Genomic DNA, 23,972 nt, shown 5'->3' with positions numbered 1-23,972 from the left:
ATTAAAATGAAAAAACATTTATATAAAACCGTTATAACGCTTATTCTTTTTTCGACTTTAAGCATTTCTTGTTCGGATGATTACGTAGATCCTACACCAGCATATTCTATCGACTCTGAAAACTATTTTAATTCAAAAGCCGATTACGATCAAGCATTAATTGCTGCATATGATTTATTACAAGCCACATATGCTAATGTTATATTAGGAGAAATAGCCTCAGATAATACATTATGCGGAGGAGAAAGCCCAACAGACGTAATTGGTTGGCAACAAATTGATGACATGATTCACACTCCGGTAAACAGCAATTTGAGAGATATCTGGAATTGGATGTTTGCAGGTGTTCAAAGAGCCAATTATATTCTTGAATTTCAAAATAAAACCGATTTTCAAGGAAAAGCACAAATTATAGCCGAAGCACGTTTTTTAAGAGCATACTATCAGTTTGAGTTAGTAAAATGGTTTGGTGGTATACCAATGAAAGGCGATGCTAGGTTTAAAATTGGAGATGAAAAAACAGTACCGCGTTCTAGTAAAGAAGAAGTTTACGCTTCGATTGAAGCCGATTTGACTTTTGCTGCTGCTAATTTATCTCCAATTGCTTCTCAAAAAGGACGTGCTACAAAAGGTGCAGCATTGGCACTTTTAGGAAAAGCATATTTATATGAAGGCAAATTTGCTCAAGCTGCATCTGCTCTTGATGGCGTAATTACATCAGGAAAATATTCATTAGTAACCGATTATAATTCGATTTTTGAAATGGACGGAGAAAACGGAGCAGAATCTGTTTTTGAAGTACAATATACAGATGTTGAAGGGGCAGGTTTTGGATGTCTTCAGTGTAGTGAAGGAAACGTAGCTGTTGGATTTAGCGGTGTTAGAAATTATTCTGGGCCACTTTTCTCTTCAGGTTTCAGTTTTAACGTTCCAACAAAAGAAGGTGCTGACGCTTTCGAAGCTGGTGACAAACGTAAAGATGTTGCAATTTTGGATATTGCTGCTTTCGCTGCGGCAAATGCTTCTTATGATAATGGAAAAGGCGTGAGCTACGGAAAAGGAAATGAAGACACAGGATATTTCAATAGAAAATACCTTCCAAGAAAAAGAAGCGCAAATGCTGCGGGAGATTTGAACTTGACAAATCCAAACAACTACAGAGCAATCCGTTATGCAGATGTTTTATTGATGGCTGCCGAAGCATATAGTCGTGCAGGAAATAATGATGCAAAAGCAAGAGACTATTTAAATCAAGTAAGAAGACGCGCTTTTGGTGATAACAATCACGATATCACAGCTTCTGGACAAGCTTTAACTGATTTTATTTATGCAGAAAGAAGAGTAGAACTTTTTGGCGAAGGACACCGTTTCTTTGATTTGGTAAGAACTGGAAAAGCTGTTGGAAAAATCCCTGGTTTTACAGCTAATAAAAACGAATTATTTCCGCTTCCTATTGAAGAAATTCAATTTTCAAACGGAAACTGGCAACAAAATCCTGGATACTAAAAAATACAATTATGAAAAAAATATATCTAATATTAAATGTTTTCGTTTTAACAATGCTGATCGCTTGTGCAAACGATGATAGTCTAGATGTCGATTTAGACAGTGCTGCAGCGCCTACAAACATTTCGGCACTGACAACAGTTACGCAGGACAATACAGGAAAAGTAACTTTTATTCCTACCGGAGAAGGTGCGACGCAGTACAAAATCAATTTTGGAGACGGAACTCCTGAGTCGGCATATATTCCTTCTGGCGGTATTTTATCGCATACTTATAAAGAAGGAACTTATAAATCGAAAATTACGGCAATGAATGTTAATGGAAAGACGACTGAAGTAACGAAAGATGTTGTAGTTTCATTTAGAGCTCCAGAAAATTTGAAAGTTGAAATAACTAACGATTTATCGGTATCTAAAAAAATAACAGTAAAAGCAACTGCAGATTTTGCCTTGTTTTATGATGTTTATTTTGGAGAAGCAGGAAAGCTAGATCCTATTTCAGCAAATAATGGAGAATCAGTTTCTTATACTTATAAAGATGCAGGCGTTTATACCGTTCGCGTAGTTTCAAAAAGTGCAGCAATCAAAACTACAGAATATACAGCTCAGGTTACTGCAAAATTGGTTGTAGCACCTTCAGCATCAGCGCCAACGCCACCAAACAGACAACCGGCAGATGTTATTTCGATTTACGGATCTAAATATACAAATGTTGCAGGAACAAATTATTTCCCAGACTGGGGTCAGGCAGGGCAAGGAAGCAGCTGGGCAGAGTTTGATTTGAACGGAGACAAAATGTTGAATTATATCAAATTAAGCTACCAAGGAATTGCATTGGCAGACAATGTTACAATCGATGTTTCAAAAATGGAATATTTGCACTTTGATGTTTGGACAGCTGATTTGCAAAAAATTGAAACATCATTAATTCAGACAGGACCTTCAGAAAAACCTGTTGTAAAAGATCTTACAGCAAATCAATGGACAAGTATTGATATTCCAATTTCGGCATGGACAAGCCAAGGATTGACAGTTGATAAAATTTTCCAATTGAAATTTGTTGGAACGCCTTGGGCAGGAGGAACGGTATTTATTGATAATATCTATTTCTACAAATCACCTGCCGAGTCAATCGCCTTGCCAATTGATTTTGAATCGGCAAACTTGACTTATAATTGGGGCGGTTTTGGAAACGTTATTGCTTCAATGACAACAAATCCAGATAAAACGGGAGCAAATGTTTCTGATAAAGTCGTTAAAATGGAGAAAAAATCAGGTGCAGAAACTTGGGCAGGAGCAAGCTTGAATCTTGATGCTTCACCAGATTTTTCTAAAGGAACAAAAGTAAAAGTAGCAGTTTGGTCTCCAAAAGTGGGTGCGGATATTTTATACAAAATGGAACTTTCGACTTCACCAAAAGACGGAAACGGAAATCCGAGCGTTAATTTTGAAGTCCACGCTTCAACAACCGTTGCAAACGCATGGCAGATTTTGACTTTTGACTTAACAAGTGCAGCAAGTTTTGACGCGAGCATAAAATACGACAGAGTAATTTTATTCCCAGATTTTGGACAAACAGGAACGGGAGCGACTTATTATTTTGACGACATAAAACAATCCAATTAATTTAAGAAATCATGAGCAAAAATATAATTATAAAAATAGTATCCATATTTACGATTCTCTTGATGACGGGTTGTCAAAAAGACGATTATACATTTGGATCAATAGATTCGCCAACAAATCTTACGGTTACAGCCGAGGTTATTGGCAAAACGACCGCAGCGCCAAATGGAGACGGTTCAGGAACTGTAAAGTTTACTGCTAAAGCAGATGGTGCAATATCATACAAATATGTGTACAGCGACGGAACATCTGATAATGCGCCAAATGGGGTGATTACAAAACGTTTTACAAAAACTGGAGTAAATACCTATACGGTAACCGTAATTGCTTCTGGAAAAGGAGGTGTAAGCAGTACAACTACAACTGACGTAACCGTTAAAAGTGATTTTAGCGATGCTGAAGCGGTGCAGTTTTTGACAGGCGGTACATCTAAAAAATGGTATTGGTCGGCTTCTGAAGCTGGACATTTAGGTGTTGGCCAAAATGATGGTGATGCAACTAAAAATTACTATGGCAATTATTATAGTGCTGCACCATGGGAAAAAGCAGGTTCACCAACCAGCAGCTGTTTATACGAAAACGAACTGACTTTCTCTCTTGAAGGCGATCAGCTTAAATTTCAATTAAACAATGGTGGCGCAACTTTCTTTAATGCTTCTTTTGAAAGTGTTGGAGGAGGAAACTCAGGTTCTGATGCTTGTTTGCCATATGATACTTCGGGTAAAAAATCAGTTTCATTAAGTCCTTCTGAATCAGTTGTAATGCAGAATCCAAATCACGCAACGCAAACTAGAGGAACAGTAATGAACTTCTCTGACGGCGGATTTATGGGTTATTATATTGGGCAGAGTTCATACGAGATTTTATCGATTACAGCTAACAGAATGGTAGTAAGAGCCGTTATGGGCGGTAATTCATCATTGGCTTGGTATCATATTTTCACGACTACAAAACCAAGTCAAACCCCAACAACACCAGATAAAGACTATACAAAATTAGTTTGGTCAGATGAGTTTAATACTGATGGTGCTCCAGATTCGGCAAAATGGGGTTATGATCTTGGAAATGGAGGTTTCGGAAATAATGAAAAACAAAATTACACGAATTCTTCAACAAACGTTATTGTACAGGGCGGAAACTTGAAAATTACGGCTAAAAAAGAAGCTTCAGGAGGATCTGATTATTCTTCTGCCCGAATTAAATCGGAAGGAAAATTTGCCTTCACGTATGGAAAAGTTGAGGTTCGTGCAAAACTCCCAACAGGTGGCGGAACTTGGCCAGCCATTTGGATGTTAGGCGCAAATTATGCTACAAATGCATGGCCAGCGTGCGGAGAAATTGATATTATGGAACATGTAGGAAACAGCCAAGACGTAATTCATGGAACGCTTCATTATCCCGGACACTCCGGCGGAAGCGCAAATACCGGTTCTAAAACAATTGCAAATGTTTCGACAGAATTCCATATTTATAAAACAATCTGGAGTCCAGAGGCAGTTAAAATATATGTAGATGATGAGTTAATTCATTCGGTTCCTAATGATGCGAGTTTGCCTTTCAACAAAGACTTTTTCTTAATTTTGAATGTGGCTATGGGAGGTAATTTTGGCGGTAATATTGATGCAGCTTTCACACAGTCTTCAATGGAGATTGATTATGTAAGAGTGTATCAATAGGTTAAATTAGTTAGTAAGAATGAAGTGAGAAGGTCAGTTTAGGCTGGCCTTCTCAATTTTTATAATTTTAAAAGAAAAACGATGAAAAAGTTGGTTATGCTATTGTTGATCAGTAGTGTTTGTTTTGCTCAGGAAGTAAAAAGAAAGCTTGTCTGGGAAGAAAATTTCAATAAAAAAGAATTAAATGAAAAAGATTGGAATTTTGAACTCGGGGACGGTTGTCCTAATCTCTGTGGATTTGGAAATAATGAACGACAGATTTATACCAAAACCAATCATGAAATTAAAGACGGAAATCTAATTATAGAAGCCAGAAAAGAAGGTTCAAAGTACACATCGACCAAAATTACAACAAAAGGCAAAAAGGCATTTTTATACGGAAGAATCGAAGCCAGAGCAAAATTGCCAGTAGGTCAAGGAATCTGGCCGGCATTTTGGATGCTGGGCGCTAACATTGACGAAATTCATTGGCCAAAAGCCGGAGAGATTGATATTCTGGAATATATAGGACGCGATCCCGGAATGGTTTACACTACTTTGCACACACAAGACAGCCACGGAAACACAATCAATACAAAAAGAACTCCATATCCTAATGTTGAAGAGGGTTATCACATATTCGCCATTGAATGGACAAAAGATAAAATGGACTTTTTTGTAGATAAAACATTAGTGTACACTTTTAATCCTCCTGTAAAAAACGAAGATACTTGGCCTTTTGACAAGCCATTCTACATTATTGTCAATGTAGCGGTAGGAGGAAATTTTGGCGGACCAGCAGTTGATGATAAAATTTTTCCTCAAAAATACTATGTTGACTACATACGCGTTTATCAATAAAAATCGAAACTTAAAGATGTAAATAGCTTATAAGTAATTAATTGTAAGTTATTTATGTCTTTTTTTGTTGTTTTTTTGTTCGTATAAAAATTAAGGTTTTAACGGACTTTTCCAAGAAAATTTAACGTATGTACGCTTTTTTTAAGTTTTTATTGTTAATTATTCTGCCTTTTATTTGCTTTTTAAAATAATTATTTGTTAAATTTGATCACTTAATTAACACAACTAAAAAAAGAGAAGCCTATACAATAAAATTACTTTTTAGAAAAATTACTCCAAATTAAAGAAACTAAAAAAGTAGTATTATGGCTCATCTGCATATTCCAGACGCTCTGTTAGTAAAAAATTATATCGAAGGCAATGAAGTTGCTCTTTCGACATTAATTAAAAGGCACGAATCTAAAATATATGGTTTTATATATTCTAAGATTGCTGATAGAGATATTTCAAATGATATTTTTCAGGATACTTTTATCAAGGTAATCAAAACCTTGAAAAGTAATTCGTATAACGAAGAAGGCAAATTTTTGCCTTGGGTAATGCGTATTTCTCACAATTTGATTGTAGATCACTTTCGCAAAACCAAAAAAATGCCAATGTATAGAGAAACCGAAGAATTTTCAATATTCTCCGTAATGTCTGACGACTCCTTGACAATTGAAGGCAAAATGATACTTGAACAAGTCGAACTTGACTTAAAAAAACTGATTGAAGAGCTTCCAGATGATCAAAAAGAAGTATTGGTAATGCGTATGTATCAAGATATGAGTTTCAAGGAAATCTCTGAATTGACGGACGTTAGCATCAATACAGCACTAGGCAGAATGCGTTATGCATTGATGAATTTGAGAAAAATTATTGATAAACATCAAATTATTTTAACCAACTAATACTATTTTGAGTATTAGCCCGTTATACTATATATAAAACAATTTATAGTATGGCAAAAATTTACTCTAAGAAAGCGTTAGCTTCTAAAAATTTAAAACCTAAAAAAGAAGTAGTTTCTTTTTTACTTAGCTATTCACAAGCTTTGACTGTTGTCAAAATTGAAAATAAAAGTTTTGATATTATAGCAAATTAAGCAAAAGCTTTATTGCTAATGATAAGCCAAATGGTCGTTTTGGTTGAAAACTCACTTTCGGTACGCAAAATACTGATAGTGAGTTTTTTTTTGGTTCAAATGCAGCGCTTCAAAATTGTGATAAATGTGGTGTTTTAAGAAAATGTTATGATTTAGCTAAAAAAATATTCACATTTTATTGTGAATTCGTTTTTTAATTCTATTTTAGATAAAAAAATATAATGTTTACATAAAATTGCGACAAACAATGATATTTATGGCGTAATTACTGTTAAAATGTGAATTATTATAAGTAATAATAAAGAAATGTGTCTAATCCTTTAAAATATTTAATATGGTAAAAAACTACTCTAGCTAACTTTTCAGTTTGATTACTTTTGAAGCCTTTTCGGCATCATCAAAAGCGCAATTTTGTCTCACTCGAGAATAACCAGCAAAATTGTTGAGAGAAGAACCCAATCTATTTAACTATCAAACTTGATCTACAATGAAAATGAAACTAATGATTTTATCAATAGTATTGATAAATATTGGGACGTATGCCCAAAAAACACAAATTAAAGATGCGCAGGCAATTTTTGATAAAGGAAATTCGCAGGACGCATTAGCGATTTTAAATAAAACCGAATATCTGATCATAAATGCACCGGACGAAGATAAATCGGATTTTTATTTCTTGAAAGGAAACGTATATAAGGATTTAGCCAGTAAAAATATAGATGCGGCAAATAACTTCAGCCTTGCCTCACAAGCCTATCAGGATGTATTTTTATACGAAAATGAATCTGGAAAATTTAAATTTACAGTAAAAGCCAATGCCGCATTAAAAGACATGAAGTCTAATTTGGTAAACGGAGCCATGGCCGACTTTAAAGCGGGTAAATTTAAAGAAAGCGCCGACAAAAGCTACAAAGTATATTTGTTTGACAAAAAAGACACGCTTAATTTATTTAATGCAGCTTCATCATCAATAAATGCCAAAGATTATGTTTCGGCAATTAAATATTATGAAGAATTAAAGAAAAAGAATTATTCTGGACAAGGCGTTCTTTATTATGCAACAAACAAGAAAACAAAAGAAGAAGACGCATTTCTTTCTCCAAAAGCAAGGCAATCTGCTATAGATCAAGGTCTTTATGAAAAGCCAAGAACAGAATCGGTTCCTTCAAAAAGGATTGATGTTCTTAATAATTTGGCTTATTCTTATATGGAGAACAAAGATTATGCAAAGTCAGAAGCAGCATATAATTACGTTTTAGAAGTCAATCCTAATTATGTTGATGCTTATATTAATCTAGCGTATTTAAAATTGGAGCAAAAAAAGGCTTTGGCAGATCAAATTGCCAACTTAGGAACATCGGCAAAAGAAATGCAGCAATATGACAAATTGAATGCGCAAAAAGATGATATTGCAAGAAGTGCGATTCCATATCTAAAAAAGGCGCTTACAATTGAGCCTAAAAATGAGGATATTACAAAAACACTTTTGGGAGTTTATAGATCGCTTGATATGACAAACGAATATAACGCCTTAAAAGCAGGTAAATAACTTAGGTTCAAAGGAGCAAAGATAAAAAGGCACAAAGTTTAAGATCTTTGTGCCTTTTTTTATTTTGCCACTTTTGTCATTTCTTCAATAATGGATTTTTTTCCGACAGTTCTTGTTATAATATCTTTTTCAAGACTCCATCCTCTTGCCGGTGAGTATTCGCGTCCGTACCAAATAATCTGCAAATGAAGATCATTCCATATTTCTCTAGGGAATAATCGTTTAGCATCTTTTTCGGTCTGTGCTACGTTTTTTCCGTTAGATAGATTCCATCGGTACATCAATCGGTGAATATGCGTATCAACCGGAAAAGCCGGAACTCCAAAAGCCTGCGACATTACAACGCTTGCCGTTTTGTGTCCAACGGCCGGCAAAGCTTCAAGCGCTTCAAAACTCTGAGGCACTTCGCCATTATGTTTCTCAATCAAAATTTCAGATAAACCATGAATTCCTTTAGATTTCATTGGCGACAGCCCGCACGGACGAATGATTTCCTTGATTTCCTCCACAGACATTTTAACCATATCATACGGATTATCAGCCTTTGCAAATAATAATGGCGTAATTTGGTTCACGCGGACATCTGTACATTGTGCAGACAATAAAACAGCGATTAGTAAAGTATAAGGATCTTTATGGTCAAGAGGGACAGGTATAGTAGGGTATAGTTCTTTTAACGTATCGATTACAAATTGTACGCGAGCTTCTTTATTCATTTCCGTTTTTTTAGAGTCGTAAAATTAATGAATTATAAGTTAAGAGTTAGAAGTTGTAAGTTATAAGTTATCTTTGTTTTTCAATCTAAAATCTAAAATCAACAATCTAAAATAAAAGATATGACAACATTAAAAGCAGGCGATAAAGCACCAAATTTTTCTGGAATTGATCAAGAAGGTAAAAGCCATAAATTGGCAGATTACGCCGGAAAAAAACTAGTAGTTTTCTTTTATCCAAAAGCAAGTACGCCTGGCTGTACAGCCGAAGCTTGTGATTTAAGAGATAATTTTCATCGTTTTCAAGCCAATAATTACGAGCTTCTTGGAGTAAGCGCCGATAGTCAAAAAGCACAAACCAAATTCAAAGAAAAATTTGAATTGCCATTTCCTCTATTAGCCGATGAAGATAAATCGGTAATCAATGCGTTTGGAGTTTGGGGACCTAAGAAATTCATGGGACGAGAATACGACGGAATCCACAGAACAACTTTTGTAATCAACGAAAAAGGAATCATCGATGAGGTAATCGAAAAAGTAAAAACAAAAGAGCATGCCTCGCAGATTTTGAAGTAGTTTTTTTGTTTCAAGTTTCAGGTTTCAGGTTTCAGGTTTCAGGTTTCAATTTTTACGAGGAAATTTAACCGCAAAGCGCGCTAAGTTTTGCATTAAAAACGCAAAGTTCGCAAAGCTTAATCAGTACAAAGCTTTGCGAACTTTGCGCATTAATAATGCAATCTATATCTAAAAAAAAACTTAGCGAGCTTTGCGTTAAAAATTAAGTATCAATATTTAACCTGAAAAAAAAAGTCCCAAACAAGGGACTTTTTTTTTAATTCTTGGTATTTTGTTCCAATTCCTTTTGGGGATGATATCCAAAAAGGTGGTGTTCTTTAATAATTTCTGCAACTCCAGACGGAAGCATTGGTTCCCAGCCTGTTTTTCCTTGACCAATCATTTTTAATACTTCGCGAGAGAATATATTCAAGATATTTGGGTCATAATCTTTAATGTCAACCACTTTTCCGTTGAATTTAAAGAACTTATACAATTCCTTCATTCTCGGGTGAACTTTTAAGTTGTCAGACGTGATAATTTCGCCATCTTCGCCCAACATCGGATACAAGAAAACTTTCATATCGCGGTAGAATAATTTTCCAAAAGCTTCAAGGATTCCACCACTTAAATGACGGTAATATTTTTCATCAAAAATATCCACTAAGTTGTTTACGCCCATTGCAAGTCCCATTCTTGCTTTAGTATAATTAGAGAAGTACTCCACAACTTTGTAATATTCCTGGAAATTCGAAATCATAACCGTTTGACCAAGTGAACAAAGCAATTCTGCTCTATCCATAAAGTCACGTTCATCAATTTCTCCGTCAGAACGCAAATTCGAAAGCGTAATTTCAAAAACTGTTAAGGTATTGTCTTTGTCAACTTTATTTTCATGCAGAAACATCTTTAATGATTTTTCATACATGTCAAGATTTACGTTAGTTACCGGGCGGAAACTTCCTCTAAAAGCAAGAATATTTTTTTTATACAAAACAGCTGCTGGCAAAACGTTTTTTCCTTCCGGATTAAACATTACGGCATCCGTCATTCCATTTTTAACTAGTTGTAAACTCATCAAACGATTATCAACATCGGCAAAACGAGGTCCTGAGAAATTAATCGTATCAATTTCAAGTTGATCTTTATCTAAGTGATCGTATAAATAACGAAGAAGTCGTTTTGGATCATTGTATTTGTAAAAGGCACCGTAAATTAAATTTACACCCAAAATTCCAAGTGTCTCTTGTTGTAAACGAGCGTCAGTTTCTTTAAAACGAATATGAAGAATAATTTCGTTATATGCTTCGTCTGGTTCAATTTGGTATCGAATTCCAACCCATCCGTGGCCTTTAAATTGTTTGGCAAAATCTATAGTTGCTACCGTGTTGGCGTAACTGAAGAAAAGTTTGTTTGGGTGTTTTTCGCGGCTTAAACGTTCTTCGATCAATTCACCTTCAAACGTCAGCATTTTTTTAAGTCGGTTTTCTGTCACATAGCGGCCGTCTCCTTCAATTCCATAAACGGCGTCACTAAAATCTTTGTCATAGGCAGACATCGCTTTTGCAATTGTTCCCGACGAACCTCCAGATCTAAAAAAGTGTCTAACAGTCTCTTGTCCAGCACCAATTTCGGCAAATGTTCCGTAAATATTCTCGTTTAAATTAATGCGTAACGCTTTGTCTTTTATAGAAGGAATCTGTTCGATGACCTTGTCACCTTTGAGTTTTATTTCTGTACCCATTTTATTTTAAATAGATTTGTTACAAAGTTAGTAAATTAGGCTTCTAATGAAAGAGAAATAATCCTATTTTTGTAAAAAAATTAAGTTCAATTGAAGGTCTATTTTTTAGGTACTGGTACTTCTCAAGGTATCCCGATTATTGGGGTTGATCATCCCGTTTGCAAAAGCACTGATGCTAAGGACAAAAGACTCCGCGTATCCATCTGGATTTCGTGGAACGAGCATTCATATGTCATAGATTGCGGTCCAGATTTTAGACAGCAGATGCTTTCCTGCGGATGCCGAAAATTGGATGCAATATTATTTACGCACGAACATGCAGATCATACGGCTGGTCTGGATGATATTCGTCCGTTTAATTTTAGACAAGGCGAAATTCCTGTTTACGGCCATAAGCGTGTTTTGGAGAATTTAAGACGTCGTTTTGACTATGTTTTTGAAACCGTAAATAAATATCCGGGAGCTCCAAGCGTAAAAACGATTGAAGTTGAAAACGATAAACCGTTTGCCGTTGGAGACAAAATGGCGATTCCAATTGATGTCTTGCACGGCGATCTACAGGTTTTTGGTTACCGAATTGACGATTTTGCCTATTTGACCGATGTAAAAACGATTCAGCAAAAAGAGATCGATAAGCTTAAAAATCTAAAAGTTTTAGTTGTCAATGCATTGCGAATTGAACCGCACGACACTCATTTTAACTTGCAGGAAGCACTCGATTTCATTAATCTTGTCAAGCCTGAAAAAGCTTATTTAACTCACATCAGCCATGTTTTGGGCTTTCATGAAGAAGTGCAGAAAACACTTCCTGAGAATGTTTATCTGGCTTATGATAATTTAGAAATTACAATTTAATTATACCATAAAAATGAAAAAATCCTTAATGCTTTATCTTTTTATCCTTGCGATATTAATGAATCTTTTTACTTATTCGTTTTACAGCGGCGAAGCAAAATTTCAGCAGGAAAGATATGATAAAACAACTAAGAAACTGAGAGACAGTATTAATTTAATGACTGAAAAATTAAATGATGCCGATTATTTTTCATTGGAACACAATGAAAATGCTCAAAATTATTTTGACAACAGCGCATCTGGAGGAAAAGTGATTTTGTATGAAAAACTGATTCCGGTTGTAAAAGAGAAGTTGTTAGATTTAAATACAAATCCAAAAGGGAATCCGTACACAGGTCAGGATATGATTGGTGGAAAGAAATTCATCATCAATAAAATTAAAATTTTGAATCACAGATGGATCATTGCAGATTACAGCAATGGAGAGCTTTGGGGAGAAGTCTTGTTAAAATACTTTGTTGATAACGATGATAATATTACATTTGAAGTTAATCAAACTTGGTTATATCAAAAATAGGATTTTTTAATCCTATTTTTTTTGCTCAATTTTAAAATTATAGGAACATGAAAAAGATAATTTTATTTGCATTTATGACAACTTTTGCATTTTCTTGTGGAAAGAAAGCCTCTCAAGAAACTACAGATTCAAAAGAACCAAAAACAGAATCAAAACCTAAAACAGAAACCGTAGTGGGTGCAGACGCAGATGATCACGGTTGTAAAGCTTCGGCAGGTTATACGTGGTCAACGCTAAAAAAAGAATGTATCCGAATTTTTGACGGAACAAAATTGTCTCACTACGATGATGGAAAAACCTACACTACAGCATCATACGTAATTTTCGACGGAAACAAAGCAGAACTTTTCCTTGATACTCAGAAAGAATCTATCATTTTAGAAAGAAAGTCGGAAGGCGATTCTTGGAAAAAAGATGATTTTGAATTGATTCCGTGGAAAGGATATGTTCTAAAAAAAGCAGGGAAAATTCTTTATACAGGAGAATAAAAGTGAAATGTAAAATGTAAAATGTAAAAAGTGAAATGTAAATTGGTTTAATTATTTTACATTTCACTTTTTACATTTTACATATTTAAACAATTTCTCTAATAAACTCAGAAGTTACAACATTTGCAAACTCTTCATTTAAACTTGCTAAGGCCGTTTGGTGTATTAATTCTGCAGAGAAATCTTCGCCGTTTATTCCTTTTTTGTTGAAAGTAGCGGTGGCATCAGAAATTAAATGCACGTTATAACCAAAATTCCCTGCCATTCTTGTTGTAGTTGAAACACAATGATCGGTTGTCAAGCCTAAAATTACAAGGTTTTCTATTTTTGCATTGTCAAGCAATTCCTTTAAATTAGTTCCAATAAAGGCGCTGTTGACATTCTTTTTGATGATCGTTTCGGCTTCAAGTGGTTTTACTACATCTTGAAATTCATTTCCAGGATTTTTTTCGTTTAAAATCGAATTAGGATTTGAAGAACAATGCTGTACATGAAAAATAGGAAGTTTTTTAGATCTCCACAGTTCTAAAAGTTCACCGGCTTTTTGTTCAGCATCAACATTATTTCGATCACCGCCCCAGTACGCTAAATCGTGAAAACCTTTTTGGATATCAATTAAAATTAATGCTGGATTGTTAAGTTTCATAATATGATTTTTTAAAATTTTGGTTTAATTGTTGAAATCACTGAGCACTAAAAAAAACTGAACACTGAACACTCTACATTAGCTTAAGAGCCAATTCTTAAAATCAAAGAAATTCTGTGGTGCAACACCGTGACCGACAGGATATTCTTTATAAGTAATCGGGATATGTAAATTTTCTAAAATTGCTGGAGTTTTTCTTGCCCATTCAATCGGAATAACTTGATCTACAGTTCCATGTGATGCGAATATTTTTAGGTTTTTAAAGTCATTTTTCTCGAAACCTTCTTTGATGATTTCATCATTGAAATAGCCACTCATCGCCACAACTCTCTGAATTTTTTTTGGATACGAAAGTGCCACAGAATAACTCAAAATAGAACCCTGGCTAAACCCAATCAAAGTTACATTATTGGCATCAATTGGATAATTTGCAATTAATTCATCGATGAATTTTGCAATTAAATCTCTTGAAGTTTTAGCTTGTTCATTATCCGAAAATTTATTTTGATCTGCATCAAAATTGATTGCGTACCAAGCATAGGCTCCATGTTGTAAATCATAAGGCGCTCTTGCTGAAATCACGTAATAGTTGTCTGGTAGTTCAGTAGCAAATGAGAATAAATCGGCTTCGTTGCTGCCATATCCGTGCAATAAAAGCAATAACGGATTCTTGTCTAAAATTACTTTTGGTTCTTGTATTTTATATTCTAAAAATAAGTTCATTTTTTTTAATTGTGAATTGTAAATGGTGAATTGTGAATTTTCAACTTTGACAAAAATTCAGGCTTTGAAAAAGAGATTAGATAATAAAAAAATCTGTTTTTATCTGTGTTTTTGCTTGAAAATCAGTATCATCTGTGTTCTAAATTTATACGCTTATAAAACAGATTCGCTAAAGCGAAAACGCTGATTAGAAAGGATTTCTTTTTTGGAATTTCAAAATTTCGTTTTTTTTTTTTATCCAATAGACTTTAACCATTTTTGGAAAAGACCACCAACTAAAGGCATTGGTCTTGTATGTCCTTGAATGGCGCTAAAAATTCCATATGTCCATAAAACGGAAACGCAAATCCACATAGGGAAAGTGATGTAAAAGCTGTCAAAATTGCTTACGATCAAAGCTAAAGAAATAAAAGTAAGAGATATTCCTGCAGCCTGACGGATATGAAAAGAAGCAAAACTGTTTTTGTTTTCAGAATTCATTGACATCGCAATCAAAACACCAATAACTAAAATATAGCTAGTGATAGCGATAGACTTTCCTTCTTCGATTGAATTATTCATTGTATTATTTTGTAACAAGTTGATTGTGATTTAGAATTCCGTAAACAGAACCTTTAAGTTCCGTTCCTAAAAAAGCAGAATTTTTAGATTTTGAAAGAATGTTTTCTTTTGTAAAAGTTGATTTTCCTTCTGGAGTAAAAAAGGTGAAGTTTGCTTTTGCGCCTTCTTCAATTGTATTGTTTTCAAGCCCAAAAACAGTTCTTCCTGCGGTTAATTTTGTCACTACAGTTTCTACTGGTAAAACCGTTAATAAGGCTCCAAAAGCACTTTCTAAACCAATTGTTCCGTTTTTAGCGGTATCAAATTCCATTTTTTTGAATTCGATATCAATTGGATTATGGTCTGACGTTATCATGTCGATTGTTCCGTCTGCAATTCCGTTTAGTAAAGCCTGTCTGTCAACTTCGGTTCTCAATGGCGGTGTAACTTTAAAACGAGTATCAAATCCGTCTAGTTTTTCATCGGTTAAAACCAAATGATGTACAGAAACGCTTGCGGTTACATTTAAACCTTTTGCTTTCGCATCTCTTATCAATTGCACTGATTTTGCTGTAGAAATCGTTGGAATATGAAGTTTTCCGCCTGTGTATTCTAGTAAAAATAAGTTTCTTGAGATTTGCAGTTCTTCAGCTAAATTCGGAATTCCTTTTAAGCCTAATCTTGTAGACACAATTCCTTCGTTTGCAACACCATTTCCTTTAATGTTTGGGTCTTGCGAATAAGCGATAACCAAACCATCAAAATCTTGTACATATTGTAAAGCGATTTTCAGAATGTTAGCGTTGTCGATGCTTTTATTGTAATCGCCAAAAGCAATTGCTCCTGCTTTTTTCATGTCGTAAAGTTCCGCCATGTCTTTTCCTTCGCTGGCTTTTGTCAAAGCACCAATTGGGAAAATTTCGGTTGCAAAACCATTTGCTTTGTTTTTTACAAAATTTACTTGAGACTGATTGTCGATAACAGGGAAGGAGTTGGGCTGCAAACCAATTGCTGTAAAACCGCTTTTTGCTGCAACATTCAATCCGTTTGCTATGGTTTCTCTGTCTTCAAATCCTGGTTCACCTAGTGAAACACTGCTGTCAAACCAACCTTGAGAAACATGAAGATTATCAAAACGTACCTCGGTCGCGCCTTCTTTTGGAAGTGAAATTCCTATTTTTTCAATTAAACCATCTGCAATTAAAAGATCAACGGTCTGATTATGAAACGGACTTTTTGAGTCGATAATTTTGGCGCTTTTGATGATTATTTTCATATGTAGAGATATTTATTTTATTCAAACATTAAATGTTTTTTGTTTCTACCATTAAGAAATTAAGTTAATAAAGGGAGGAACTTAATTTTCTAAACATTAAAAAAAGTAAGTTCATAAAGTGAAACCTTAATAATCTTAATGTCTTAATAGTAAAAATCATTTTACAAATTTTATAATTGCTATTTCTAATGCTAAAAATAACAGTGCAAAGATAACAAACCATTTCCAAATTTGGCTGTCAGTTCGCTCAGTTTGTAAGGTATTAAAAATGGTCGAAATCGTATCAGCGGTTTTAAAATCAGAAACTATGTTTGTATTTACTTGACTTAAATCGCTTTCGGTTCTTTTATAATTGAAACTCAAATTCTCAACCCATTCTTTTTTGTCAAAAACACTGTAATTTCCAGCTGTTTCCGGAAAATCATTAAATGTTAATTTGACTTTATTATTCATAATCTGTTGAATCGGAATAAACGAATCATCATTTCCTTTTACTTCGAGAATGGCATCTTTTGTCAATAAAACATCAACAAAATAAGGTTTATTGCTTCCAATTGTTATGGCGTTAACACCAGTTTTTTGATTGTTTTGCGCAATTTTGTAAAATAACGGAACAATTAAAGGCGATTGCTGAAAATTTGAATTTGCTGCATTTATTGGTGCCGAAAAAATTGTAATTCCTGCTGTTGGATTTTGAATTGCCGTTACAAAAGGACTTTGATCTTCATAAGATAAAACGGCCGGATACGGACTTAAAATTCCAAATGAAGTATTTGTTTTTGGATACTGGAAATTCGTGATTTTATTTTCAAAAACGCCAGAAAACAACGGATGATCAAAATTGATTTTAGTGATTAGTTTGCTTTCGGTTTTTAAATTATTGAATTGGACTTTTCCAAAATTTCCTAAAAATGAATTCAAATTTGAAACAGAACTTTTTTCGGATGGAATAAGAACTACGTTTCCGCCTTTAGAAACAAACGCTTTTAAAGTGGTTTGCAACGCTTGCGGAATTTCAGCTAATTCGTTTAAAATGATTGTGTTTTGCTTTTCTAAACTATTATAATCTAAAGAAGCAAGTGCATAATTATTATAATTAAATTCGGCAGAGGTATAAATTCTCGATAAGAAATTGCTTTTTTCAGGTTCGCCAAGACTGATTACGTTTGTCTTTTTAGATTTTGAAATACTAAAGAAAAGCTTATTGTCATAAGTCAATCCGTTGTCTTCAATAGAAACATAACCGTGAAAAGCTTCTTTTGGAATGGTGAGGTTTATTTTCTTTTTCTTCGAATCAAAATTAATAATCGTTTTGGCAATCAATTTATTCTGATTGTATAAAGCAGTCGAAACAGGTTTGAAATCTTCGCCATAACCCGATAAATCAACACTTATTTCATAGAAATTTTCTAAAGTCTGATTGATGTAAACACTGTCAATTGAAACGTTGTTTTTTTGTTCCGCTTCGGGAATTATAAAATAAGGTTTCTCTTCAAAATCAATATTTTTGACATCATTTTCCTTTAAACCAACTGCATCAGTAATAATTACAATGTCTTTTCTATGCGCTGATTTATGCGCTTTTACTTTTGCTAAAATAGCTGAAAGTTCAAAAGGTGTTGCGCTGTAATTCAGATTCTGCAATGAACTTTTAACCGATTTGATATCCGTATTCCAATAATTTTCAGTGTTTGTCAGTAACGAAAATTGAGCTGTTTCAGGAGTATTTTCTAATAATTCTTGAACGGCGCGTTTTAGCAATTCGCCTTTTTTGCCTTTTGCCTGCATGCTGAACGAATTGTCTAAAATAATATACATTTCGTTTGAGGCATTTTTGCTGTCTTTTGCTTCAAAAAAAGGCTGAGCAAAAGCAAGAATAGCACATGTGAGCAATAACAAACGTGTGGCGAGTAATAATCGTTTTTTGATTTTAGAGCTCTTGCGAGTCTGAATTGCAAGTTCTTTTAAGAAACGAACGTTGGTAAAATAAGAAGTTTTGAATCGGCGTAATTGAAACAAATGAACCAAAATTGGAACAATCAATAAAAACAGAAAGTATAGAATTTCGGGATGTTTAAAATGCATTCTGGCTTCGATTTACTTCGTTACGTTTTGTTTTTCGCGAAGATGATGGTCAAAAATACAAATTAAAAATTATTAAACCATATAAGTTCTTAGAAGAGATTATAAGTAGAAATGTTTAAGTATACTAAAATGAACTTACATAACTTATATGATGGAAATCCTTTTAAAAAATGTAACTTTTCTGGTTTTATTTGTAATGATGAAAAAGATATTATTGCGTATTTTAGCATATTCAAAAAATAATAGAATATGAAAAAATTGTATCTAGTGTTGTTTTCAGCTTTGGCGGTGATTTCAGCGAAAGCTCAAAATAAATTCAACTTGTTAGTAGGGACGTATACCAATACTTGCCCGAGCAACGGAATTTATGTGTATGAATTTAACGCTGCGTCTGGGGATTTCAAATTAAAAAATTCTTCAGAAAATGTTATCAGTCCAAGTTATTTGTCGGTTTCAGCAAATAATAAATTTGTTTATGCGGTAAATGAAAACGGAACACAAAGTGCTGTAAGCGCATTTGGTTTTGATGCAGCGTCAGGGAAACTTAAATTTTTAAATACAAATGATGCTTTGGGCGCAGATCCTTGTCATTTAATTAATGATGATAAAAACGTAATTGTTGCCAATTATTCTGGCGGAAGCATTGTGGTATTTAAGAAAAATGCTGACGGAAGTATTACAACAGTGCAGCAATTGATTCAGCACGAAGGAAAAGGTCCAAATGCCGCGCGTCAAGAAAAAGCGCATGTTCATATGGTTGTTTTTTCTCCAGATAAAAAGTTTGTTTTGTCAAATGACTTAGGTTTGGATAAAGTTTTTATTTACAAATACAATCCTGATGCTAAAAATGAGATTTTAACTTTAAAAGGCAGCGTTGATGTAAAAGCAGGAAGCGGGCCAAGGCATTTGACGTTCAGCAAAGACGGTAAATTTGTTTATTTGATTCAGGAATTAGACGGAACGCTGACTACTTTTTCTTATGATAAAAGCGGAAGTCTGAAATTATTGAATGAAACCAATATAATTCCAAAAGATTTTAAAGGCGCAAATAGTTCGGCGGCAATAAAAATTTCACCTGACGGAAACTTTTTATACGTTTCAGATCGCGGTGACGTTAATTCGATTTCGGTTTATAAAATTCAGAAGAATGGAAGCATCGAGTTGGTTGAACAGCAAAGCACTTTAGGAAAAGGCCCAAGAGATTTCGCCATCGATCCATCTGGAAATTACCTTTTGGTAGGACATCAATACACAAATGATATTATCATTTTTAAACGAGATTTAACAACCGGAAAGCTTACAGATACAGGAAAACGAATAGAATTGTGTTCGCCGGTTGGGCTTGTGTTTACGAAAATTTAGTTTTTTAAAGGGACAAAGGTTCAGAGATTCAAAGGTTCAAAGGTTTGAACTAATAGAGAAAAGGCTCAAAAGAAAATTTTAATTTTCTTTTGAGCCTTTTTTATACTTTGTCTCTTTGCTCCTTTGAACCTTTGTAACTAGAAAAAAAACTATTTATCCTTATCTTTTCTCTTCTTGTCTCTGGTTTTCAACATATTTCGATTGACAGAACCATGAGTTTTCTTTTTGGTTTTAGAAGGTCCTCCTAAATTGACTTTTTTATTCTTTTTCGATTTTTCATGGAAAGCGCCTTCACCTTCAAGTTTCACTTTTTTCATTAAAAACTTAATCGGTTGTTTGTCTTTTTCTGGTTCGATTAATTTAGAGGAAATCTCGACTTCTTCAGGAAAATCAGTAATTTCAAGTTCTTGATCCATTAAAAGTTCCGTTTCAATTTTGAATTCCTCTTCTCTCGGAGCAACAAAACTAATTGCCGTTCCAGTTGCATCCGCACGACCTGTACGACCAATTCTGTGCATATACAATTCAGGTTCTTCAGGAAGTTCAAAATTGATAACGTGCGAAATATCAGAAATATCCAAACCTCTCGCCATAATATCAGTTGTGATTAAGCCACGAAGATTTCCTTCTTGAAATTCCGCCATTGTGCTCAAACGGTAATTTTGAGATTTATTAGAGTGAATAACACCAAATTGTCCTTCAAAATGCTCTTCAATACGAGTATGAAGCATATCTGATATTTTTTTATTGTTTACGAAAACTAAAACACGAACCATGCTTTCGTCAGTTTCCAATAAATGTTTCAGCAGATTTACTTTTGTATTGAAATTAGGAACATTATAAGTAATTTGAGTGATTTTTTCAAGAGGCGTTCCCGAAGCTGCAAGCGTAACTTCTTCTGGGAAATCAAAATAATCATTCAATATATCATCGACTTCGTCTGTCATTGTTGCCGAAAACAAAATGTTTTGACGCTTCGTTTTCATCATCGCTAAAAGCGAAGTCAATTGAGGTCTGAAACCTAAATTTAGCATTTCGTCAAACTCGTCGATTACTAATTTTTGTGTTTCATCAAAACGAACAACAGCATCAAGAGCCAAGTCCATTGTACGGCCAGGAGTACCAACTAAAATATCGACGCCTTCATAAACCGCTTTTTTTTGTGTATTGATATTTACGCCTCCATAAATGCCTAAAGTTTTAACCGACATGTATTTAGTCAATTTTTCAACTTCTTCGACTACCTGCACCACTAATTCACGTGTTGGCACCAAAATAACAATTTTTGGAGTATTGGTATTTGTGAATTTGTACAGCTTTAAAAGAGGCAATAAATAGGCAAATGTTTTACCGGTACCGGTTTGCGCAATTCCCATCATATCACGTCCAGACATGATTACAGAGAAAGATTTTTCCTGAATAGGAGTAGGCGTAACAAACCCTAATTCGTCAACAGCTTTTTGTAATGATTTTGGAAGATTGAATTTTTCGAAAGTGCTCATTTGCATTAAATTTTGTGCAAATATAGCTATAAATAGCTGAAAAATTGGTATTTCTTAGAAATTACAGAAACTTAAGCAATTCGTATTTCTTAAAAATAGCCTTTGAATTACTGCAAAAATCGTTTTATTCGCAATAAAAGTTCATTTGGATTAAAAGGTTTTGCAATAAAATCATCAACGCCAAGTCTAAACGCTTCTTCTACAGTATCTTCTTCTTCGCCAAGCGATGAAAGCGCTACCACACGAATATCTTTATAATTTTTTTTGATATGGCTGATGATTTCCAATCCTGATTTTAACGGAATAATAATAGTCGTAATTACTAAATCGGGCATAATGGTCTCGATTCGTTCAAGTGCGCTTATACCGTCTTTAGCGACGCTGATTTTATACCCTTCGCGATTTAAAATAAATTTCAGAATTTCGATAGTCATTTCATCGTTATCGATGATCATAATTTTTTTGTCACTATTGTTCATTTTTGGCGTTTATTTTTTGTAAAGTTCGATCTCATCAATCATAACCATTGGCTTTTTATTTTTTCTTTGTCTCCAGACAGGTAATTCTATCTGATTTTCAATAATAACTTTTATTTTTACAAAATTATTAAATTTTTGATTTTCAAATTCCCAAGATTTAGTTGTAATTTCAAATTCTTCTGTTAAATTATCACATATTTTTTCTTCGATAAGCTTCCATTTCTGATTTTCAAAACCGTAAATTTTTATTTTTTTAGGTGTAAAAATCCAATGGCGCTGATCGGTTAGAAAATTGAGTTTAAGAACATTAAAATTGAGTTTTTTTGTTTCAATTTCAAAAGACGGATCTGTGCCGTACCACCCAATCCAGTTGATGTTAAAGTCTTTATAGCCACGATTTCCATCCACTAGACCATAACTTCCTTTGCCTTTAAAATCATCCGATGGCGGTGTCAAAAAAGTAACTTTTAAATCTTCACCTAAATGCGTTGTTTTGTTTTTGCAGATTTCAAGCCATTCTTTGTAGTAATTATCAGGTGAAATTCCGTCTTCGCTCAATTCATAAATTCCTAGATTATTGCTGGATTTAGTGAAATTTAAAACTCTTTCTGTCAAGCCTTTTTTTACCTCTTTTTCCCCATTATTATTTACGATAAACATTCCATGTTGGTCTTTGCCATAAAATTTTGATTGTTCAAAATAGACAAATTCTAAAGCATGCCTCAATTTTTCAATCCTAGTTTTTAAAACAGCATCATCAGCTACGGCATCGGCTGCTTTTTCTAATATTTGGTCGTATTGATCCATGTCTGCTGGTTTCAAGAATGAATTCCGAGCTTGTACAGGTCCAGAATAAATATCTAAAGGCGTATTGCTTTTATTTTGGTTTTCAGTTAACGCTTTTAAATAATTGCCCACAAATGGTGCTGCTTTTCCGTAAAAACCTCTTAAAAAATCGGCTGTTGTGGCTTGAATATTAATGTCTGTATCCCATAATAATTTTGCCAGAATATATTGTCTTAATTCTGAAAAATCTCCCGGAACATCGGCATATCCTTGAACAAATAGACCTTTGACTTTATTCTTTTTAAAGAGTTTGTAATTGCTCTGAAAAGGTTCGAAATTTGGAAAAGGCGACATATAATTCGAAAATTGAACCGTATAATCCCATAAAAACAAATGCGGAGAAGCAGTGCTCCAATTTTCAAGAGTTTTTACAAATGAAGGTTCGTTTTGCGCTGTAATTTCTTTTCCTCGATTTAACTCGATAGGGCAGAATATTGTATAAATATTTGGCGCTATTTTTAGATTTACAGGAGGCTTAAATGTATGCAGATAGGCGAGTGTCGTGATTTTTGTATTTGGAAAATGTGAAGCAATTTTGTTTAAAAAATAATAAAGAGAACCTTGCGGACCACCGTGTTTTTCATTGATTTTTCGGCATTCGGTACATTCGCAATAAACCACGTCATCGTTTTGGCTGACAGAATAAAACTGAGCATTTGGCGTTTCTTCGATAATTTTTGCCATTTTTTTCTCGATCAGATTAACGACAGTATCGTTTGTCATACATAAAGATTCTCCGTTTCTTTTTCCTTGATATAAAGCAAAAAGTTTAGGATTGCTTTTAAAATACTCTTTTGGCGGAACTAAAACGCTAAAAGAATGTCCCCAAATTCCGAAATCATTTAAGTGCCAATCGAGTTTATGCCAGTCGCGAAAAGCGTCATCATAGCAATCTGGAAAAAACAAAGCGCGATAATCAAATGAAGGTTGATATTTTTTTAGCGTATTTTTTGCAAACGTAAATTGATCTACTTTTGGAATATAAGTTTCACTCGCAGTAAATTTTCTGAATTCCCAAATTTCCAACAATGTATATACTGCATAACGAAGCGATTTTGAATTTTCGGCCACCAAATAAATGGATTTTGAATCACTTTTGATGATAAATTCGCTTGGTTTTAATTTTTCCTGATCCGAAATTTCTAAGATAATTTCAGATTGTTCATGCTCTTTTTTCTCTCCAGAAATATTATCAAATTCTTTTGAAAAAGCTTTATCGATATACTTTTTTAAAAGCAAAGCAGCGTCACGCGAATCATCTGATTTTGAAATAATACTGTTTTTATTCGTTATGATAATTTCAGACTGTGACATCATATTAAAGTTGAAGAGAAGAAAAACGAGAAGCCGTAAATATATCT

General features: G+C 34.0%; 22 protein-coding genes. 12 read left to right on the top strand and 10 right to left on the bottom strand.

Features of this window, described 5'->3' with window-relative positions:
* Nucleotides 1-6: 6 nt before the first annotated feature.
* The 7 genes from FND99_RS07025 to FND99_RS07000 all read left to right on the top strand — a co-directional run bounded on the left by FND99_RS07025 (nucleotide 7) and on the right by FND99_RS07000 (nucleotide 8,280).
* Nucleotides 7-1,506, top strand: coding sequence for a RagB/SusD family nutrient uptake outer membrane protein (locus tag FND99_RS07025; protein ID WP_144337262.1), 1,500 nt, complete (start codon nucleotides 7-9; stop codon nucleotides 1,504-1,506).
* 11 nt (nucleotides 1,507-1,517) lie between these two features.
* Nucleotides 1,518-3,131: a PKD domain-containing protein gene (locus FND99_RS07020; RefSeq protein WP_144337261.1), complete on the top strand. Its 1,614-nt coding sequence runs from the start codon at nucleotides 1,518-1,520 to the stop codon at nucleotides 3,129-3,131.
* An 11-nt stretch (nucleotides 3,132-3,142) separates the two neighbouring features.
* Nucleotides 3,143-4,807 carry a glycoside hydrolase family 16 protein gene (locus tag FND99_RS07015; RefSeq protein WP_144337260.1) on the top strand — a complete coding sequence of 555 codons (1,665 nt, stop codon included), beginning with the start codon at nucleotides 3,143-3,145 and terminating at the stop codon, nucleotides 4,805-4,807.
* 81 nt (nucleotides 4,808-4,888) lie between these two features.
* Nucleotides 4,889-5,647: a glycoside hydrolase family 16 protein gene (locus tag FND99_RS07010; protein WP_144337259.1), complete on the top strand. Its 759-nt coding sequence runs from the start codon at nucleotides 4,889-4,891 to the stop codon at nucleotides 5,645-5,647.
* Nucleotides 5,648-5,952: 305 nt separating this feature from the next.
* Entirely contained in the window at nucleotides 5,953-6,537 is a 585-nt protein-coding gene (locus FND99_RS07005) for an RNA polymerase sigma factor (RefSeq protein ID WP_144337258.1), read from the top strand.
* A 50-nt stretch (nucleotides 6,538-6,587) separates the two neighbouring features.
* Nucleotides 6,588-6,731 (top strand): hypothetical protein, encoded by a 144-nt coding sequence (locus FND99_RS20240; RefSeq protein WP_167498050.1) that lies wholly within the window; start codon nucleotides 6,588-6,590, stop codon nucleotides 6,729-6,731.
* Nucleotides 6,732-7,218: 487 nt separating this feature from the next.
* The gene (locus FND99_RS07000) at nucleotides 7,219-8,280 is read left to right on the top strand and encodes a tetratricopeptide repeat protein (protein ID WP_144337257.1); all 1,062 of its coding nucleotides are present in this window, start codon (nucleotides 7,219-7,221) and stop codon (nucleotides 8,278-8,280) included.
* Between the two features lie 59 nt (nucleotides 8,281-8,339).
* Here the strand turns inward: FND99_RS07000 and FND99_RS06995 are convergent, their stop codons facing one another.
* Nucleotides 8,340-8,996 carry an endonuclease III domain-containing protein gene (locus tag FND99_RS06995; RefSeq protein WP_144337256.1) on the bottom strand — a complete coding sequence of 219 codons (657 nt, stop codon included), beginning with the start codon at nucleotides 8,994-8,996 and terminating at the stop codon, nucleotides 8,340-8,342.
* A 120-nt stretch (nucleotides 8,997-9,116) separates the two neighbouring features.
* Here FND99_RS06995 and bcp point away from each other — a divergent pair, with 120 nt between their 5' ends.
* Nucleotides 9,117-9,569, top strand: a complete 453-nt coding sequence (bcp, locus tag FND99_RS06990) for a thioredoxin-dependent thiol peroxidase (RefSeq protein ID WP_144337255.1) — start codon at nucleotides 9,117-9,119, stop codon at nucleotides 9,567-9,569.
* 256 nt (nucleotides 9,570-9,825) lie between these two features.
* Here bcp and FND99_RS06985 read toward each other — a convergent pair whose 3' ends face one another.
* On the bottom strand, nucleotides 9,826-11,292 hold the full coding sequence (locus FND99_RS06985; RefSeq protein ID WP_144337254.1) for a TonB-dependent receptor: 1,467 nt from the start codon (nucleotides 11,290-11,292) through the stop codon (nucleotides 9,826-9,828).
* A gap of 90 nt (nucleotides 11,293-11,382) precedes the next feature.
* Between FND99_RS06985 and FND99_RS06980 the strand changes: the two genes are divergently transcribed.
* From FND99_RS06980 to FND99_RS06970, 3 genes are read left to right on the top strand one after another with little or no spacing between them, the layout of a single operon-like run.
* On the top strand, nucleotides 11,383-12,147 hold the full coding sequence (locus tag FND99_RS06980; RefSeq protein WP_144337253.1) for an MBL fold metallo-hydrolase: 765 nt from the start codon (nucleotides 11,383-11,385) through the stop codon (nucleotides 12,145-12,147).
* Nucleotides 12,148-12,160: 13 nt separating this feature from the next.
* Nucleotides 12,161-12,664: a hypothetical protein gene (locus FND99_RS06975; protein ID WP_144337252.1), complete on the top strand. Its 504-nt coding sequence runs from the start codon at nucleotides 12,161-12,163 to the stop codon at nucleotides 12,662-12,664.
* A gap of 47 nt (nucleotides 12,665-12,711) precedes the next feature.
* Nucleotides 12,712-13,152 (top strand): hypothetical protein, encoded by a 441-nt coding sequence (locus FND99_RS06970; RefSeq protein ID WP_144337251.1) that lies wholly within the window; start codon nucleotides 12,712-12,714, stop codon nucleotides 13,150-13,152.
* 85 nt (nucleotides 13,153-13,237) lie between these two features.
* Here FND99_RS06970 and FND99_RS06965 read toward each other — a convergent pair whose 3' ends face one another.
* The 5 genes from FND99_RS06965 to FND99_RS06945 form a co-directional block, all read right to left on the bottom strand.
* Entirely contained in the window at nucleotides 13,238-13,798 is a 561-nt protein-coding gene (locus FND99_RS06965; RefSeq protein ID WP_144337250.1) for a cysteine hydrolase family protein, read from the bottom strand.
* A 78-nt stretch (nucleotides 13,799-13,876) separates the two neighbouring features.
* Nucleotides 13,877-14,521: an alpha/beta hydrolase gene (locus tag FND99_RS06960; protein ID WP_144337249.1), complete on the bottom strand. Its 645-nt coding sequence runs from the start codon at nucleotides 14,519-14,521 to the stop codon at nucleotides 13,877-13,879.
* 234 nt (nucleotides 14,522-14,755) lie between these two features.
* A complete protein-coding gene (locus FND99_RS06955; protein ID WP_144337248.1) occupies nucleotides 14,756-15,082 on the bottom strand; it encodes a hypothetical protein in 327 nt (108 codons plus the stop codon).
* A gap of 4 nt (nucleotides 15,083-15,086) precedes the next feature.
* On the bottom strand, nucleotides 15,087-16,337 hold the full coding sequence (locus tag FND99_RS06950; RefSeq protein WP_144337247.1) for a dihydroorotase: 1,251 nt from the start codon (nucleotides 16,335-16,337) through the stop codon (nucleotides 15,087-15,089).
* A gap of 156 nt (nucleotides 16,338-16,493) precedes the next feature.
* Nucleotides 16,494-18,422, bottom strand: a complete 1,929-nt coding sequence (locus FND99_RS06945; RefSeq protein WP_144337246.1) for a vWA domain-containing protein — start codon at nucleotides 18,420-18,422, stop codon at nucleotides 16,494-16,496.
* Nucleotides 18,423-18,671: 249 nt separating this feature from the next.
* Between FND99_RS06945 and FND99_RS06940 the strand changes: the two genes are divergently transcribed.
* On the top strand, nucleotides 18,672-19,784 hold the full coding sequence (locus FND99_RS06940) for a lactonase family protein (protein WP_144337245.1): 1,113 nt from the start codon (nucleotides 18,672-18,674) through the stop codon (nucleotides 19,782-19,784).
* A 149-nt stretch (nucleotides 19,785-19,933) separates the two neighbouring features.
* Here the strand turns inward: FND99_RS06940 and FND99_RS06935 are convergent, their stop codons facing one another.
* The 3 genes from FND99_RS06935 to FND99_RS06925 form a co-directional block, all read right to left on the bottom strand.
* Entirely contained in the window at nucleotides 19,934-21,286 is a 1,353-nt protein-coding gene (locus tag FND99_RS06935; RefSeq protein WP_144337244.1) for a DEAD/DEAH box helicase, read from the bottom strand.
* A gap of 107 nt (nucleotides 21,287-21,393) precedes the next feature.
* On the bottom strand, nucleotides 21,394-21,765 hold the full coding sequence (locus tag FND99_RS06930) for a response regulator transcription factor (protein ID WP_144337243.1): 372 nt from the start codon (nucleotides 21,763-21,765) through the stop codon (nucleotides 21,394-21,396).
* A 9-nt stretch (nucleotides 21,766-21,774) separates the two neighbouring features.
* Nucleotides 21,775-23,928 carry a DUF4838 domain-containing protein gene (locus tag FND99_RS06925; protein WP_144337242.1) on the bottom strand — a complete coding sequence of 718 codons (2,154 nt, stop codon included), beginning with the start codon at nucleotides 23,926-23,928 and terminating at the stop codon, nucleotides 21,775-21,777.
* Nucleotides 23,929-23,972 lie beyond the last annotated feature (44 nt).

Source organism: Flavobacterium daemonense (assembly GCF_007341385.1).
GTDB classification, from domain to species: domain Bacteria; phylum Bacteroidota; class Bacteroidia; order Flavobacteriales; family Flavobacteriaceae; genus Flavobacterium; species Flavobacterium daemonense.
The sequence above is the reverse complement of the archived record's forward strand: the minus strand, read 5'-3'. Positions and strand labels throughout refer to the sequence as shown.